This is a genomic window from Pseudomonas sp. AP3_22 TE3818, assembly GCF_053628995.1.
The window spans coordinates 4,383,286-4,400,343 of the sequence record NZ_JBRJHL010000001.1; the positions used below are offsets into that span (position 1 = coordinate 4,383,286).

General features: G+C 59.1%; 18 protein-coding genes. All 18 read right to left on the minus strand.

Annotated elements, in window-relative coordinates; translation table 11 throughout:
• Positions 1-786: 786 nt before the first annotated feature.
• Positions 787-4,740 carry a phage tail protein gene (locus AB7M25_RS19845; RefSeq protein ID WP_454237883.1) on the minus strand — a complete coding sequence of 1,318 codons (3,954 nt, stop codon included), beginning with the start codon at positions 4,738-4,740 and terminating at the stop codon, positions 787-789.
• A gap of 57 nt (positions 4,741-4,797) precedes the next feature.
• Positions 4,798-5,406 (minus strand): tail assembly protein, encoded by a 609-nt coding sequence (locus AB7M25_RS19850; RefSeq protein WP_454237884.1) that lies wholly within the window; start codon positions 5,404-5,406, stop codon positions 4,798-4,800.
• A 42-nt stretch (positions 5,407-5,448) separates the two neighbouring features.
• Positions 5,449-5,871, minus strand: a complete 423-nt coding sequence (locus tag AB7M25_RS19855; protein WP_454237885.1) for a hypothetical protein — start codon at positions 5,869-5,871, stop codon at positions 5,449-5,451.
• Between the two features lie 34 nt (positions 5,872-5,905).
• On the minus strand, positions 5,906-6,661 hold the full coding sequence (locus tag AB7M25_RS19860; protein ID WP_454237886.1) for a C40 family peptidase: 756 nt from the start codon (positions 6,659-6,661) through the stop codon (positions 5,906-5,908).
• Between the two features lie 2 nt (positions 6,662-6,663).
• Positions 6,664-7,413, minus strand: coding sequence for a phage minor tail protein L (locus AB7M25_RS19865; protein ID WP_454237887.1), 750 nt, complete (start codon positions 7,411-7,413; stop codon positions 6,664-6,666).
• 9 nt (positions 7,414-7,422) lie between these two features.
• Positions 7,423-7,761, minus strand: coding sequence for a phage tail protein (locus AB7M25_RS19870; RefSeq protein WP_454237888.1), 339 nt, complete (start codon positions 7,759-7,761; stop codon positions 7,423-7,425).
• Entirely contained in the window at positions 7,751-10,636 is a 2,886-nt protein-coding gene (locus AB7M25_RS19875) for a phage tail tape measure protein (protein ID WP_454237889.1), read from the minus strand. Before AB7M25_RS19875 ends, AB7M25_RS19870 begins: the two co-directional genes overlap by 11 nt.
• A gap of 3 nt (positions 10,637-10,639) precedes the next feature.
• Complete coding sequence (locus AB7M25_RS19880) at positions 10,640-10,951, minus strand: phage tail assembly protein T (protein ID WP_454238371.1); 312 nt, start codon at positions 10,949-10,951, stop codon at positions 10,640-10,642.
• A complete protein-coding gene (locus tag AB7M25_RS19885; protein ID WP_454237890.1) occupies positions 10,867-11,307 on the minus strand; it encodes a phage tail assembly chaperone family protein, TAC in 441 nt (146 codons plus the stop codon). The genes AB7M25_RS19880 and AB7M25_RS19885 overlap by 85 nt, the downstream gene beginning before the upstream one ends.
• Before the next feature lie 9 nt (positions 11,308-11,316).
• Complete coding sequence (locus AB7M25_RS19890; protein ID WP_454237891.1) at positions 11,317-12,045, minus strand: phage tail tube protein; 729 nt, start codon at positions 12,043-12,045, stop codon at positions 11,317-11,319.
• Between the two features lie 85 nt (positions 12,046-12,130).
• Entirely contained in the window at positions 12,131-12,496 is a 366-nt protein-coding gene (locus tag AB7M25_RS19895) for a DUF3168 domain-containing protein (protein ID WP_454237892.1), read from the minus strand.
• Entirely contained in the window at positions 12,496-12,939 is a 444-nt protein-coding gene (locus AB7M25_RS19900; protein WP_258685384.1) for an HK97-gp10 family putative phage morphogenesis protein, read from the minus strand. Before AB7M25_RS19900 ends, AB7M25_RS19895 begins: the two co-directional genes overlap by 1 nt.
• Positions 12,932-13,273 (minus strand): phage head closure protein, encoded by a 342-nt coding sequence (locus AB7M25_RS19905; protein WP_454237893.1) that lies wholly within the window; start codon positions 13,271-13,273, stop codon positions 12,932-12,934. Before AB7M25_RS19905 ends, AB7M25_RS19900 begins: the two co-directional genes overlap by 8 nt.
• On the minus strand, positions 13,273-13,572 hold the full coding sequence (locus AB7M25_RS19910) for a head-tail connector protein (RefSeq protein WP_454237894.1): 300 nt from the start codon (positions 13,570-13,572) through the stop codon (positions 13,273-13,275). Before AB7M25_RS19910 ends, AB7M25_RS19905 begins: the two co-directional genes overlap by 1 nt.
• Positions 13,573-13,959: a hypothetical protein gene (locus AB7M25_RS19915; RefSeq protein ID WP_454237895.1), complete on the minus strand. Its 387-nt coding sequence runs from the start codon at positions 13,957-13,959 to the stop codon at positions 13,573-13,575.
• A gap of 57 nt (positions 13,960-14,016) precedes the next feature.
• A complete protein-coding gene (locus AB7M25_RS19920) occupies positions 14,017-15,219 on the minus strand; it encodes a phage major capsid protein (RefSeq protein WP_454237896.1) in 1,203 nt (400 codons plus the stop codon).
• The gene (locus tag AB7M25_RS19925; protein WP_454237897.1) at positions 15,216-15,857 is read right to left on the minus strand and encodes an HK97 family phage prohead protease; all 642 of its coding nucleotides are present in this window, start codon (positions 15,855-15,857) and stop codon (positions 15,216-15,218) included. Before AB7M25_RS19925 ends, AB7M25_RS19920 begins: the two co-directional genes overlap by 4 nt.
• A complete protein-coding gene (locus AB7M25_RS19930; RefSeq protein ID WP_454237898.1) occupies positions 15,844-17,058 on the minus strand; it encodes a phage portal protein in 1,215 nt (404 codons plus the stop codon). The genes AB7M25_RS19925 and AB7M25_RS19930 overlap by 14 nt, the downstream gene beginning before the upstream one ends.

Below are 17,058 nucleotides of genomic sequence, written 5' to 3' on the forward strand. Positions count from 1 at the left end.
AGACGGTGCTGTTGGTCCGGGTGGCGTAGCTGTACCTATAACATTCAATGGTACTTGTAGAGAGTTGAATGTAAGAACACCTGAAGAGTTGAAAGTCTTCAGAAATGGTGATCCGACGAGATTATCTGCCATCAGATCAAAGCAGTAGAACTTTGTACTAGCGCTAGCATTAGAGTAGTGGTAAGTGATACTTGTTCCAGAAGTAGTCGTCCCATTCAAAACACCAGAACCAACCAAAAACACAATGGGTGACTTAGCGTTGGTGACAGTGAAACTCCACATCTGGTCGTATCTGTTCGGATCATTAACTTGAACTGATGGGGTCCAGTTAGCTCCATCATTAGGGTCAAGACCTAGAGACTTTAACGTTCGACGTGTCCAAGATGAGGTGTACGCTAGGTATCCACTTTTGACCAACCCGTAAGTAATGTTGTTGGTGTCAAACAAGAGACTACCATCTGGCTTCCTGACAACTAGTTGCGGCATCAGTAATACCCATAGTAGATTCGTGAATTGGCTGAAAAATATCCCCACCCATTCGTTGGATAGGAATATGCCCACGTGAGAGTGTTACCGGAGAGAGTTACCCCCGGCAGCTTCCCCGTAACGTTTGTAGTAACAAGCGGGACAATAATGTAATACATAGTTTTACCAGCCGGCGGGGATGGAATGGTTATTCCGCCATTCACAGACCCCGTATCCACATACCCCATTGTCTGGCTGATATTCATAGTCATATCAACAGTTACTTGACCTGCTGCATTTCTTACTACAAGTCCTGTCATTTCATAAACTCAAGTCAATACCGAGAACACCATTTGAGTGGTAGAACTTCAAGGCAGTTGGTATAAGTTGCATCCTGCCGTTAGCGTTTGCACCGTTCATTTCAAAGCCACCACTCTTGTTGATCGCCCAACCCTTCACACCAATCTGGTAGTCATCAGATTGAATGTAAGAACCAATCTTGGCGTTGGTGATGGAGCCGTCCTGAAGGAATGCCGACCGCATGAACACTTGCCCGCCGGTAACAGCAAACGGAGAGGACAACGTGCCGTCGATGCCGTTAACCACGGCAAAAAGATCAGCGTTCACCAGGAACTTGCTCTGCAATCCCGCCGGGCCGTTCTCAATGCCCAGGCCGATGCCCGCTGCAACGTATTGACCCTGGCTGTTCAGCTGCATTTTGACCGACCACATCGTGCTGGCCTTGCCGTCGAGCGCTACCACCGCTTGACTGACTGTCTGCACGGCTGCGTTCGTGCTGCCGATAGACACTTCCAACTGTTCCGAGCGCCGTGCCTGGGCTGTGTCACCGTCAGCCCTGACGCGGGTTTCCTCAGCAAACTTCGCCGTAGATCCCCACGCCTCCAATGCTCCAGCCAGATCGCCCTCCGCGTCGTCATCCCGCCCGGCCGTGTATACGGCCTCGACGGTTGTCCGCATCGAAGCCACCGCCGCATCGGTATTCACCTGAGCGTCCTGTACGTCCTGAATCTTCGCCGTGCTGTCATCGACCTCTAATTCAATCGTGTTGATCCTTCGCCCCAGCGCGTCATCCGCTCCAACGCGGGCCTCGGATTCAGTGCCGATGTCTGCGGTATTCTTGCCGACAGATGCGCTCAACAAATCCAGGCGGCTCGCTGTTGCAGAGCGGTCGGTGGCCAGCACCGTCTCCAGGGTGCGGATTCCGGCTTGGTTGCCCGCAACCTGCGCATCGAGTGTGGTCAGGCGGATGGCCGATGCCTCGCTTTCCGTAGCGCGGGTTCGCACTTCCTCCGCAAACTTCGCGGCGCTATCCCACTCATTCAGGGCTCCGGCCAAGTCCCCTTCCCCATCATCAGCGCGGTACGACGCCTGCAGTGATTGCAGGGAAGTCGACGCAGCCGTGACCTTGCCGTCTACCGTGGTGATGTCGGTTGTGTTTTGGCTGATCTGCACCGCCTGGGCGTTGACCGTCGATACGATGCCACCGATGTCGAGCCAGTAGGTCGGATTAGGCGGCGCATTGGCCCCGCCGGCGTTAGCGGGCACGGCCTGAATGGCGGTGTACAGGCGCTGCCCTTTGCGCACGTTGTCGTTCTTCAGGTAGCTTTTCGCCGGAACGTACTCTAGGGCGTCTGTGATTTGGTCGATCCGGTCGTTAAGCGCATCCTTGGCTGCTTCAATTCGACCATTGACAGACTCGGGTCCGTCGCCGGAGATCTTGTCGATTTCGCCCAGCAGATGCTCGCCAAGCTCGGAATCGGTGATCTGGCCGGAGAGCATGTCCAGGATCGGACCGGCCTCAGCGCTGGCCTGCCCCATCACGCCGTTTACCACTGGATAGAACGGGCCGATATTGCCGATCCGGTCTACCAGGCGCGCCCAGAAGAAGAATGTGGAACCCGCCAGCAAGCTCTGCATCGAGTAATCGCTTTGCGGGTACGCCAAGTCTGCCAGCTTGGTTGCAGCTCCCAGGTTATTGGCAGGCCCATACCAGAGCTCCGTGCGCTGGGTGTCTTCGGCGCCAGCCGGGAAGCCCCACTTTAGGCGAATGCCAAATAGCAGCGCTGTCGCGGTCAAGGATGACACCGCCGGTGGCAAACCTGCTTTGCCCTTGAGGTTGGTCAGGATCGAGTTGCGCCAGATCGACGAGATGTCGAAAGCGCTCACAGCACGAACGCGCGCCACATACGCGCCAGCATAGATACCGGAAACGTCGACGCTGGTCAGCCCGGTGCGTTGCACTTTGATCCAGTTGCCGCTGTCCTTGCGCCACTCCACGTCATAGCCGACCGCGCCGGGCACCGCCGGCCAGGTGATCGTCATGGTGGCGACGGCAATGCCCTGGGAGATTACTGAAATTGCAGCCAGGGTGACGCTCGCCGGCGCCGGTACCACGGTGATCGGGATGACACTGATCGGCCGCTCTTCCAGGCGCGCGCCGGTATCGATGTGCGCGAACTTGCTCGGGTCGTATTGCAGCGCGCTGATTTCGAAGTCGCCCTCGGCCGTTCGCTTTGTCCGTAGCACACGGTACAACGGGATCGCCAGGTCATCGGCGTCCAGCGCCCATTGCAGTTGCGGCAACGGTGGCTCGCTGTAGCTGGTGGTCACGGTCACCGCGCGGCCGGAAACGCTTTGTACGGTACGGCCTTCGGCACGGCCACCGGGCAGGTTGATGATCAGTCGGTCACCGGCCTTGGCTTGGGTGTCGCGGTCGAGCGTCACCACGCGGCCGGCCACGGCCGAGATGCGACCGCCCACTTCGCGCCCCGCCAACAGCGAGTCAGCCACCGGGATGATGTGGCCAGGCAACGGGAGCACGCCCTCCATGCCGGTCTTGAACGACACGGTGCGGTCCTGGTTGTTGCTGAGGATGGCCCACTTGCCGCGGCGCTGGGCTTCAGACGCACGCGTGCAACCGATGGCACTCAGTTCGGTTGGCCTGTCGCCGTAACGCCGTTGCAAATCCAGGTCAGCGAACGGAATTACGTCGGTGTCGTAGTTGTTCGCCGGGTTGTCGTAGCTGACCAGCGCCCGGGTGTAGCGGGTCTTCGCCGACGCGCTACCATAGGAAAACTTGCCGTCAATGACGTTGGCCCGGGTGAAGACGTAGTCGAAGTCCTGCGCGCGCGGCATATCGGCCTGCATCACCAGTTGCCCCTGCGCCCAGTAGGTCATGCCCCGGTAAATGCCGGCGATGTCGCGCAGCAGTGACCAGGCATCGGCCTTACCCTGCAGGTTCATGTCGCACAGAAAACGCGGCTCGGTACCACCCAAGCCGTTCGGCACCAGCTGGTCGCAGTACTGGGCGATCCGGTACAGCTCCCATTTATCGACCATGAACGGCTTGATGCGCTTGCCCAGGCTGAAGCGGTCCTCGGTGCAAACGCCGTAAGTGATCCATGCCGGGTTGTTGGTCCAGGCCGACTTCATGCTGCCGTCCCAAGTGCCGGCGTAGGTGCGGGCGACCGGGTCGTAGTTGCTCGGCACCATCCAGCGCCGCGCCTTGCACTTCACGGTCACGGCCGGAATGTTGGTGAACTGCTCGGCATCGAACTCGATGTAGAGCAGCGCGGTGTTCGGGTAGCGCAGCTTGGCGTCGATCACCTCGGTGTAACCAGCCACCAGCATGGTGTCGGCTATCTTGTTGGTGTTCTGGTTTGGAGTCAGGCGGCGCACGCGGATCTGCCAGCCGGTGGTGGCGTGCGGCAGATCGATCCGGCGCGAGCGTTCGTAACGGGTGGTGGTCTTACCGTCCACGGCATCCACCAGCACCTGCTGGTAGGCGCCGCCGTCGGTGGCCACGTCGATGGCGTACTCGATGCGGTACCCGCCCACGTTGCCTTGGTCATCCTGGCGCTGCAGGGCCGGCCACGCAAAACGCAAGCGCACTGCCGACAGTTGAATGTTGGTAATCGAACGCACCCACGGCGCATCGCTGCGCAGCTCAACGTTCAGCGAGGTTTCGTTCTCCACGGACGGAATGCCCGGGATATAGGTCTGATCCACCGAGCCCGGCCGCCAGTCCCACTTCACGTTGGGGAAGTTGTAGTTGCCGCTGGCATCGCGGATTGGCGTGTTGTCCAGGTAGATGTCGTAATCGGTCGGAGTACCGTCGAACTCACCCTCGCCTACGGCGATCAGCAGCTTGGCCAGGTTGGTCGAACGCAGGCTGTCGCTGGCTTCGGTCGGCGACTTTGGCTTGCTGCTGCCGCCCTTCTCGCCGTGGATCTCGATCTGTGCTGCTGCGCCCATGCGTTCCTCCAGGCATAAAAAAACCGCCTCTTGGGCGGTCTGTGTGCTGCGTGCTAATTACGTCTTGTCTTCAGCGTTGATCGAGGCAGAAATGATCATGCCGCCCCACCGGCGTTCGCCGATGCAGATCGGCACCGGGTTGCCGCTGGCCGTAGTGTTCTTGGCGCTGCCGAAGGCATAGGACGGGGCATTTTCTGGGGATGAGCTCTGCTTCAGGCCGGAAGCCTGTGGGCTGAGCATTTGAATAACGCCGCCTATCACCATCGCCGCCCCGACCTGATAAAGGTAGGGCGAAGCTGCCGCGAATGGCGTGAAGGAAAGCACGAAAGCTGTTGCGATAAGAACTGATCCGATGATCGTTTGCAGGCCGCCTGCGCGCTTGCTGCCTGAAACCACGGGAACAATTCGGACCTCTCGAGTCCCGCCAAGGTCCAGACCATTCGTGCCAATATTTTTACGGTTTCGAAAAATCGCGAAGGTCATCCCGAGCCGCTCAAGCCTCTTTATCTCATCAGCAAAACCTTCAACTGTGGCATTCAACGCGCGAATGACCTCAGCACCCGATCCACCATCAAGTAAAAATGGCTTGCTTCGGAAAAACTTCTTGGCTAGCGATCCGGACAACATCACTTTCGTAGCGGGCGTGTAGTGCGCAGTTGAAGCCATGTTTGCCTCCGGCTAATAAAAAACCGCCCGGAGGCGGTCAATTCAAAGCGTCGTGGGAAGTATGTCTATCTGCCCATCGCCGCCGGTAAATACTCGATATTTTTTAACCGCACCGTCCTTCACGATCGCTTCGCGCTCTATGCGCTCGGCACCCATCGAACAGATGCCAGAGCCGGTATAAGAAGCTCCAACTGACACAGAGTCAGGCGGCAGATAGAAAGATGCCTTTTGACCTGGATCGAGTTTGGCCGCCTGCTTGCCGTCAATGAAAACTGCCATCGAGCAAAGGCTGCCGGTGTGGCCAGTGTCGCGGATCACTTGAAGAGTGCCGTAGGCTCCAGATGGTTTTGTCTGATAGGCCGACAGCTGACTTGCCGGCGCTGGACGGGCCTCGCTGGACGGCGTCGGTGAAGTTGCACATCCCGCCAACAGCACTACCGCCAACGCTCCTACGATCAATTTCATGCAGGTCACTCCTGTGGAAAAGGCCATAACCTTATCACTGAGCATCGCGATGACGCAGCACCAAGCGCGTCCGGTCGAGCCAAGGGCCGCCGAACACAATGACCTCCGACGGCCTGCCGTAGAGGTGGTGCAACAAAAAAGGACCAGGGCCGAAGGTCGCCGCATCTTCGTCGGGTAGTGCCGGATCGCTCCCGAGGAAAATCCCGGCGTGATTGGGGAAAACAGTCCGCCCCACCTCCATCACGATCATGTCGCCGCGCTGTGGCTGGTCGACCCGATAGAAGCCGGCAGCCTCGTAATTGGCTTCATACAGGCTGATGTTTTCTTTGCTCTCCCACCAGCCATCGGCACGCTTGAAAGCTTCAAACTCCAGCCCCCACTCCCGCTTGTACCAGTCAGCGCAGACCTGCCAGCAATCCCAAGCCCCGTGCACGAACGGACGCTTGAGCAGCGGTACCTCTCCGGATGGCATCACCGTTCGCAGGTCGCCCTCGGGCCAGCTCAGGATGTGCCAAGGCAGCGCCGTAGCCTCGCACATGGCCAGGTCGCGCGCTGACGGGCGGCTGGTGGCGTCCGGGTGCGAATGAACCACACCGATCACCTCGCCGATATCCTCGGCCGCGGCGTACTCCTCCGGATCGATCCGAAACTCTTCGTTCGGCTCGGTGGAGACGTTGCGGCACGGGTAGTACTGCTGCTTGCGACCGATGCCCAGCAGCAGGCCGCAGCACTCTTTCGGGTACTCGGCAGCTGCATGCGCCTGGATCGCGCTCAAGATGTACTTTCGCATGGTCAGCTCCGGGCAATCAGGGATACAGCAGGGAAGCCACCATGGCTGAGAGGGTTCCCCTTCCCGAACCGGCATTCGCACCCAGTCGTAAGGAGCCCATTGCACTGATCCTTTTCGGGGTCACCCGTAGGATTTCCGTCCATGTCGAAATAAGGGCCGGTGTATTGGCAATTCGGACCTCTATAGCCGCCCGTCAGCGCCCAGTGGCATAAGGTTGTCGCCGGCCTGCCAACTGACTCGCCTCCAACATCGCCCGGGCTGGCCAACTCCCAACTGACTGTCTCGCCGTCCTCGTTGGTCTTCTGGTCGATGTACCAGACTTCGATCGTCTCCTGAGTCGGGTCTGCCGTGGGGTTACCGGCCGGGAAGTTCTGCGCATCCAGATACGTGCCCAGCGTGTGGCGCATCGTCAGCTTAAAATCCGCAAGGTCTTGGAACGCCAGGCAAAGCGCGGTGATGCGCCCGTTGACGTTGCCGACGGACAACGTCGGCCGCACGGCTGTGCCGTGGCCATTCGCCTCGATGCCGTCGATCTGCATTGGCCAGGCACCGTACTCGTTCCCCTGCCACCAGATAGCTTTCGCAGGCAGTTGATCGGCATCGGCGCCCGCGGCGATCAGCTCGGCCGGCGTGTGCGGGATCGCGTGCCCATGGAAACGCAAAACGTCTGCCCCATAGTCCGTGCCGTCCAACTCAAAGAGCAGCACTTCGCTGCCAGGCTCAAGAACCTGGATGTCACTGATCAGCGGCATGATTGCCCCTTATGGAAGAAACGATTGGGTAAATGTCGTTGTCAGGGTGTACCAGCCAGCACCCTTCGGAGTGATCGCTGGTGCAGTGCCGCGGTAGAACGAGAGCTCGCCCAGCGGCGGCGTCCAGAAGAACGATTTATGTCCGCCGTGACGATCCAGAAACGCCTTGATTTCCAGCGCTACCGCCTCCCTCACAACGAACGTCAGCGGCCAGGAATCGACCCGATTGTTCGGGCCGTCCCCGACCACCTGTTCGTAGCCATTTCCGAACTTCGAAGATCGATTCCGGTATTCCGGCGTGCTGGTGGCTTCGATCATCGGGCACCAGTCAAAGATTTCAACGGCCATTCACAAGCCTCCAGATCTGTCCGCCCGGTTGAGTTTCCTTGGCGATTTCCTGCTGGGCGCCGCGCCTTGCGACATCCGCATAGGCTTGGCCAAGGGCCTGCGAGTCTTGTTGCGAGGTGCCGGCCCCGGCGTTCTGTACCTGGAACGACTGGTTGATGACGACTTGCCCAGTGGCTGCCGGTGCGGCCGATGAACCGCCGGACAGCCCGACATAACCACCGTCCGCGTACCCGTGCTTGTTCAGGCGTTCCAGGTACCCACGCATACCCGGCTGCTGAACCACTTCCTTGCGGATCACTACCTCGCCGCCGTGCACGATGCCCTTGGGTTCGTACTTACCGCCGTCGCCGGTGTAACCACCATCAGACAGGCCCGGCCATTTCGACAGGACGTCGGCCGAGTATCCCGCGGCAGTGCTACCAGCCGACGTCGGCGCCCCACCACCTAACGCCGCGCCCAGGGCGCTGCCGGCGATGCTGGAGAACACATTCGACGCCGCCGACTGCAGGGCCATCTTGGCGACCATACGGGCAAAGCTCTTGGCCACATCACCGAATGTCTTATCAGCACCAAATGCCCAATCCACTGCGGCGTCGGTCAGTCCGTCATACAACGAGGTAAAGGCCGATTTGGCCTGTCCGGCAACATCCTTCGCCTGGTCGACGTAGTTTTGGAAAGCTGAGGATGCCCCCAGCGTCCAGTCGCTCCTGGCCTGATCCTCGTCCTCATAGAACTTGGTTTGCATGGCCAGACGCTTGTCGAGTGCGGCCCGCAGTGCTGCGGTTTCCTTGTCGTAGAGCTCGGTACTGAACTGATCCTTGTTGCTCTTGTTGTAGTCGGAGGTCAGCTTGTCCATTTGCGACTGATACGACTGCTGAATACTGCGCTGCTCCTGCAAGCGTTTGCGCTGCTCGTCGCCAAGGCCAATCCCAGCCAGGTTGTTGTCCAGGCCCTGCTGTGCACTGGCGAGCTGGCTTTTCAGGTTCTCATCGAATGCCGCCAACTTGCGGCGGGTTTCCAGCCCTTTCTCGCGCAGTGTGTTCTCGGTTTCGAGCGCCGCGTTGCGCTTGAGCTGAGCGGTGATCAGTTCCTGGTTCGCCAGCAGTGATTGCTGTTCGGCGGTGAGGGTTTTCTTGCGCTTGATGTCGGCGAGTTGCTGCTCCCACTCGACCAGCTTTTTCGCATTCGTGCCAAGGTTCTGGCTGGCCGCGTTCTGGTCACCGATGAGCGCCGCCTGCTGCTGCAGAACGGCGTACTGCTGTTTCGCCTGATCGAGCGCCTTGATACCCGCGTCCTCGTGGTACTGCGGCGTCTTGGCGGCTTTGGGATCCTTGTACTTGTCGTTGATCGCGGCGATGTCTTTCGCCTGCTGCTCGGCGGAAATCAGCAGTGACTTATCGCCAGAGGCTTTCGACTGAGTGACGCGCCGTTCAACGAGCAACCGGTAATCCGCCAGCTCGCGCTCACGCTTGGCCGAGTTGCCCTCGGTTTCCTTGCGCAGCTTGTCCAGACGTACCTGGTCTTCCAGCGCCTGCTGCTGTTGTTGCTGTGCAAAACCCTTTGCCGCCGCCCGGCGATCCTGCTCGGACTTGAGCAAAAGCTTGTCGGTTTTCTCCCGCTCGAGCGCGTCCTTGCGGAAGCTGTCGTCGGGCGCCAGGTTGCTGAATGGGTCTGCGGGCTTGCCTCTCGGGTTGCGCTTGCTGCGCAAGGTCGCACTGTCGGCGATCGTGTTGAGCTGCTCGTCGAGCTTGGCGATCTGCTGGTCGAGCGTTTCCTCGCGCCCAACGTTGAGTGCAGCGTCCCATGCGCCCTTGGCAGCGCTCTTGACCGCGCCCCAGCTCGCCTCAAGATAGCCAAGGTTCTGCTTGATGGACGTGGAGGTGCGGTTCAGACCATCCTCATACGCCGCCGTTGCCGCTGCCGCCGCCTCCTGCGTTTTCCCCTGTTCCTGCAACGATTTGATGTTTTCGTAGGTGGTCGCCGTGAGGAAGTTCATCGACTCGTTGAGTTTCAGAATTTCGCCGACAGGATCCTTGGCAATTTTCTCGAAATTCTCGACCGTTTTGCTGGCCGCAATACCGGTCGCCGATTCGTATTTGATCGCCGCCTCAGATATCGACTCAAACGCCGCCACGGGGATCTTGGTAGAAGCCGCCAATTGCGCCAGCACTTCGGATGCTTTGCCGATGGTACCGCCAGCGCTCGACACCTGGCGGGCCATGGTTGCCAAGCTGCTGGCCGTGGTGCCGGCGGTATTACCGGTCATGGCCAGCGAGGTGGTGAACGCAGTTCCCTCGTCTGAACCCTGTTTGTAAGCAAGCGCCAGAACACCAGCGGCGGCTGCCGCTACCGTGAACGGATTCACCAGGCCCAGCACGTAACCGCCCAACGCCTTGGCCGCAGGTCCGACGCCGCCGAACATGTCCTTGAGCTGGCCGCCCTGCTGCAGGAAGACCGTCATCGGGTTTTGGCCGGCCTGCAAGGACACGGCGATATCGGTGAACTGTGCCGGAACGCCGCGCAGGTTGGCTGCGTACTGCTTAGCGGTCTGGCCATTCTTGGCCATGACCCGATCGACTTTTTCGACCGCGTCCCGCTGCTCCTTCAGCTTGTTGAGGTACATGGTGAAGTCGGCATTATCCAGCCGACCGGCCGCGCGGTGCTTGCGCAGTTGCTCTTCCATTTTGTCGAGGCGACCGTAAGCCCCAATCACCGGGTCGATCTGGCCCACCAACTTATCGAGCTGGCCAGCCTGATAGGCCGCTTCCTTGGTCGCCGCTTTGAGCGCGCGCTGGGCGCGGTCCATGCCCTTTTCGAAGCCGCCGGTGTTGGCCACCAGATCGACCGTCAGTTGGCCAAGTGAATCAACCGCCATAAATCACCTCTTGACCGACTGCAGCAGCGCTAACAGATCCTGCGGCGTGGCTTCTTTTGGCTCGGGCTTTTGACCCCAATCGGGAAGGAAATCATCAAAGGTTGCTTTCCCGCCGTGCACGTTGTTGAGCAACGTCGCCAGCATTGCGAAACCATGCTCGAGGCGAATTCCCAGATTCAGCGAACCGGCTTTCCGGGCATACCGCATCCAGTCCATCGCTTCGACATAGCTCAGGTTTTGCTTGGCTTCCGCGATCGTGCGGCCGCCGATCCCCGCGAGGACGAGCTCGTGCCAGAACTCTTCCTCGGGGTCGATTTTTTTTCCAGGGCGCCCTCCGACATCTGGTTGACTTCGCCAATCGCCGAAAGCAGCACGATTGCCAGCTCAGCACACAGCGGGCCATGCCCGGTTTCAGGCCCGCCAAGAACGTCAGACACCGTGAACACTGGCTTGCCATCCTTGTCGACGATGCACGACGCAATGCGCTGCGCGGTAATATCCACACCTTGGTTCTGCGCGTCCCAGCGCTGGGTTACAGAGATGTACGACTCATGAGCCACGAAGACCGTGGCTTTCTGAAGGACACCGCCCGCGTGCCATTGAATTTCCTTCTTCACCGACGGAGCGGCGAACGCGCCGGCGGCTGCCAGCGCTGCAATACTCAGATCCATGGGGATTCCTTAAACAGAGGTTTTGGCGATCAGCTCGATCTCGCCGGACACCTGGATACCGACGTTGGACTTCACGACATCACCGAGTCCGAAGGTGAACGGGAAAGCGTTCATGTAGCCTTCGAAGGTGAGCCAGGTCCGGGTATTCGGAAGGTCGAAGTCAGCGCTTTCGTTGACCAGCGCCCGCACTGATGCACCAGTGCCTGCGCCACCGGTGAGCGCCACCGTCGGAGCGGTGGTATAGCCTGAGCCAGCGTTGGTGATGGTAAATCCGGTGACTTTGCCGTCGGCAATCTGGGCCGTAGCAGTCGCACCGGTACCGCCACCGCCGGTGATTGCGACAGTTGGAGCCGTGGTGTAACCGGTGCCCGCAGAGTTCAGCACGATGCCTGCCAGTGAACCTTCAGCACCTACCAGAGGTGGAATACCGGTTTCGGTATCGAAGTTATAGCCGTCCGACCAACCCACCACCCACTTGAGCTTGGTGCCCGCCTTTTTCAGCTGGTGCAGCCGCAAATGGGAAGGGTTTTTCGGGTCGATGTTCAGGCCGAACGATGCAGATCCTGGCTCAGCCAAGCCGGCTTCATACTCACGCGCCTTGGATTTGGTGCAGGTCACATCGATCTGCGCGATCGCAGTGTCAATCCCGTCCAGCGAAGTGAAGCAACCGACGTCGATGACGCTGTTGTCGGCCGGGTCGAGCGCGAAAAGCTCAGTGCCTTGGGTGTTAATGGTCAATTTGGTACTCCCCGATTTCCTGTGAAATCACTGTTTGACAGGCATAAAAAAACCCGCCGGAGCGGGTCGGTCTTTCTGGTGCGATCTACTGGCTCACAAGCCAGGCGACGTCGAAACCTTTTCTGTAGTTGTGCGTGTCCTTGTCCCGATCATCAACACCGAAACCGGTTACGTATGCACGCTTGGCGATCGCCTGGCGTAGCGCTTTCACAACCGCTTCAGCAGATGATGCCGTCTCGGCGTACACGTCCACCTGCAGGCCGTACCGATCCGTGTCCGGAACGCCGTTGATGTAATTGATCGGCGAGCCGCTGACGACCTGCCAGACCGCGTACGGCCGGGGCGTGCCCTCCGGTGCTTCGCCGTGCGGATAAAGCCGGGTGGGGTTGATGCCGAGCAGCGCAGTGACTGCCGGCGCCCCGGCGCACACCGTAAAAATGGGTGCGGTCATCAGTTCACCCCCAGCTTGATCAGTTGGTACTTGGCCGAACTCAGGAACTCCCTGAACAGCGCCTCACGGTTGTTGGCCAGGGCCGGCCGGAGAAAAGGTTTCGCCCGGTTCTTCTCGGTACCCAATTCCACCCACCACCAATAGAACGTGTTGCCGCCCTTCTGCCCGCGCTTTCGCATGCGCACGCCCACGGAGATGACCACGGCGCCGACTTCCTCGCCGATCGCCTTGCGTTCGATCATCGCCAGGTTAGCCGGGATGAAGTTGGCCGTTTCCGGGTCATCGATACGTGCTGCGCGATCCTTGGCGTCGAGCAGAACGATGTCCATGGCGTCCTTGGCCGCCGGCAACACCACCTTGCGGCGCATTTCCTCGGTCAGACCCTTGAATCTGGCGGACAGTTCGTCGGCGCCCTTCAGGTTGTAAGTGACCCAATCAGCCATCGCTCACCCCCGAGGTAACCAGTATCGTCAGATACTCCTTGCGAGAATTCGCGTCAGCCAGCGGAGGTCCAACGATGCCGCAAACAGTGCCATCATCCAGCACAACACGCATTGCAGGGGTGATTCCTTCGCGGTATCGAATAACGACCCGACTTTTTGCCTCGGACTGGCCGGCCTGAGCAGCAATGAAATCGCGAGCGCTCAAGTCCTCGACTGAAGCCCAGACCCTGGCGAACTCGACCCACTGCTCAGTCAATTGCTCACCGGTTTGCTGATCCTGCGCCGTCACTTTGTGCTGGATTTGAACCCGATGCTTGAGTTTGCCGGCCTGCATTAGAAGCGCTTCCTGTACCAAAGCAGCCTGTCGACTGCGAGAGGGACGGCCGACGGCGCACCGCCGATCACCACGGCTTCCCGGTTGGAGTACCAGTGCCCCACCAGCAGCAAAACGGCCTGCTCGACGTCGCGGGTGAGGCCCATCTCGTCAGGTTCAACCGGATCAGCGTCGACCAGTTTCCGGTCACAGTGCTGCTCTACGTGCGCCTTGGCCGCGTCGAGGTAGCCACCGATCAGCGCGTCTTCTTCATCGCCATCGACTCGCAGATGCAACTTCACGGTGGTCATGTCGAGCATTTACTTGGCCTCTTTGGCGGCTTTCTCAGCAGCAGCCTTGTCCGCAGCAGCTTTCTCTTCGGCGGCCTTTTCCGCCTCTGCTTTTTCGGCGGCAGCCTTGTCAGCGGCTGCTTTTTCCTCAGCTGCCTTGTCTGCCGCCGCCTTCTCAGCAGCGGCTTTATCAGCAGCAGCCTTGTTCTCATCAGGAGCTGCGGGCTTGGTGTTCTTCGGCTTCGCGACCTTAGGCTTGCCGTTTGCATCGAGCTCTACCGCCAAGCCTTTGCCGAGCAGCACATGGGCGTACTCGTGATCGACGCTTTCGAACTCTTGCCCACTTTTTACCTTCGGCGAATCGGCGCCGAGGAGTTCGGCGTTGCCTACAAAACCCCACAGAGCTTTGATTTTCATGTTGCCTCCAGAAACAAAAAGGCCGGCGGATGGCCGGCCTTGGACGGTGATGGTGAGTTACGGCGCGACCGTGAACTGGCCCTTGACCAGCGCTTCCTTGCGGCGGACGCCCAAGCCCAGGCGCTCCTCGACCAGCAGCGCGATCTCGTTACGAATGAACTGATCATTGATCAGGCCCATCTTGAACTGGTACGCCATGCGGTCGAACAGCGTGGTGGAGCGCGCGAAGTTCGCCACTAGGAACTCGCCACCGGTGTCTGCATCGCCCTCGTCCATGCTGTCGGAGGTGATCACCGGACGCCCCCACAGGATTGGCGTGACCAAGCCCTGCAGATTGGCGAACAGGTAGCGGTTTTCGCCATCCTTCTGCAGCTCGATGTTCATCCAGTCGAGCTCGGTCATGACAATGCCGTCGGCCGACATTTTCGACTGCTTGCGAACCTGGTAAATGGCGCGACGGATCAGGTCGATCGCCGTGTCACCGGTCTTGCTCAGGGCTGTGTTGTAGGTAGTGGCCTGAGTCATCAGGCCATTCAGGTTTTCGCCCGTGCCGTCACCCTTGAGGATTTGGGACTCCTCTTCGAGTTTCAGGTCGTAACGCAGCAGTTGCTGCAGATAGGCGAACATCTGAGGCACGTCGGACAGCACTTCATCGGTCGCCGGCATCCACACCGCGATCTTCTTCACACGATCGGTTTCGGTAGTGAAGGTGACGTTGCTGGTCGGCTTCAAGCCGCCTTCAGCGACCGGAGCCGCGCCACGGGTATGCACGTTCTCGCGGAAGTAGGTGTAGTTTTGGCCGGACACCGGAATGGTGGTCAGCAGGTCGCGGATGCGCAGCTCCTGACGGATGCCAGGTTGAATAACCGGGTCATAGATCGGAGCCACGATACCGGCGCTGGTGACCTTCATTTCCTTCATGCTGGCCAGGTCAGATTTCGTCACCTCGATTTCGGCGGTGCTGACACTCTTTTGCTGCAGGCCTTTGTAGTTGTCATGGCCCTTGACCATGTCGATGAAGCTTTTGCCCTCACCTGGCTGGCCGCGTAGCTTCACGCCTTTCTGTTCGAGGTCCTGCACCTGGTCGATGACCTTTTGCAGTTCACCTTTTTGGTCTTCGATCTGTTTCTTCAGATCGCCGGTGACTTTGTTGCCCTTCTGCACCTCGGTCATGGCCGAGTCATACTTTTCTTGCAGGCCCTGGAAGCCTTCCTTCAATTGCAGTTCCAGGGAGGATTTCAGTTCTTTCACTTCGCTCATGGCTTTGCTCCGAATGTAGTAGCGAATAGGGTGGAAATTTCTTTCAGCTCTTCCACGATCGCCGTGGCCTCGCTGCCGCCGTCACGGCGGAGCGCGGGATAGCCGAGCGAAGCGACTGCCGCCGCTTCCTTCTGCGAGAGGCCCATGCGATCGCGCAGGGCATTCTCGAAAAGCCTGATATCTGATTTGACGCTGAGGACTTGAGCCTCGGGATTCATGCCGAACGGGACAAAGGAGGCCTCCCACAGCTCGGCTTCTTTGATAATTCGAACAGTCCGGCCAGCACGCTCTTCGAAATCAGCCTTGAGCGTGTTGAAACCGATGGACATGCTGTCGAGAATCCCGGCCCGCATCAGCTCATAGGCGTCTTTGGCATAGCTCACTGCCTGATTGACCTTCCCTTTCACCAGAAGCCCATGGTCGTCCTGGGTAAAATCCGCCAGACCGACCAATCGAGTCAGGTCGTGGTAGAGCGCCAGCTTTAATTTTCCGCTACGCGTTGTTTTTACTCGGGTGAAAGCACCGGGGAGGATGACGTCATCGCCGAGGTCAACGTTGTTGAATACCGCGGCGTAGCCCTCGAAGTTGCCCGCGTCATCCACGGTTTTCAGTTCGAACGGGACTTCAATTTTTGACATTGGTCTGCATCTCCCACCGGGTGACCTTGTTGTACTCGTCGCCAGCCAATGGCGGCAGATTCTCTTTTTCGCGAACCTCGTTGATGAACATCCATCCAGATCCACCGGAACCGCCAAGCGCTGCCTGGTAGTAAGCCGCGCGCCCGGCGCTGTCGGCCCGAAGAAGCCCTTCGACTGTGAACTCGGCGAAACGGGAAGACTTGCGGTAGACCTTGTCGTTGAACTCGTCCTCGACGGCGTCGATATAGGGTTTCAGGCCAAAGGTGATGAAGCCGGTGAGCTGCTGTTCGAGGTTCGACCCCATGATCGAAGTCTTGCCAGCACGGTTTGCCAGCCAGAGCGGCACACCGTAGATGCCGGCCAGCGCCTCCTCCTGAAACTGTTGGGATTCGATGAACTGAGCGTCTCGTTGGCTCAGGCCCGCAGGAACAATCTTTGGATTGCCCTGCAGGATTGCCATCTTCCCGATGTCGTCGGCATCTGCCTTCCGGACGTCCGGAAACTTCGCCATGATTTGAGCTTCCTGCTGCTTGGTCAGGAAGTTCTCGTAGATCACGTAGCCGCCAGTGAATCCGCCTTTTCGCATGAACCGCGACGACCACTGCTGCCCAGCTTTAGCCAGCCCCATCGTTTCTGCCTGGTACTCAATGGGTGACAACCCGACGATGCCGTCGAGGCTGAACAACTTGAAATGCAGCATGTTTTCCGGCGATACCGGATAGGGATCCCCCTCACTTGGCGTTACCAAATAAAAGAGATCGTCCTCGGTATTGATCGTGACAGTATCGAATCGCAGGGGGACAAACCCGATGGGGTCGCCGTTACGATTGCGCTCAATCAAGGCAAATGCGTTTCCCCGCAGCGCCATGTTCACCACCACGAACTTTAGGAAGTTCAGGCGCGTCATGTAGGGGTTGGGTTTTCGCAAAAGCTTCAGCGCAGGATCATTTCCCGGTACCTGTTTTCGACCAGATTCGGCGTCGTCAAACAGCTTGAGCGGCAAACCGCTCAGTGATTCCGAGAGGATTTTTACGCACGACCAAACCATGCTGATTGATAGCGCAGTTTTGGTGTTCACCCGGACGCCGGATTTAGTGCGCTTCCCGCCGATTTCCATATCCACTTCGACGTAATCGCCCGTGGTCGGATCGGTGTAGCCAAAGAATCCCCAGGTACGGGGGTTGTACCAACGAAATGCCAT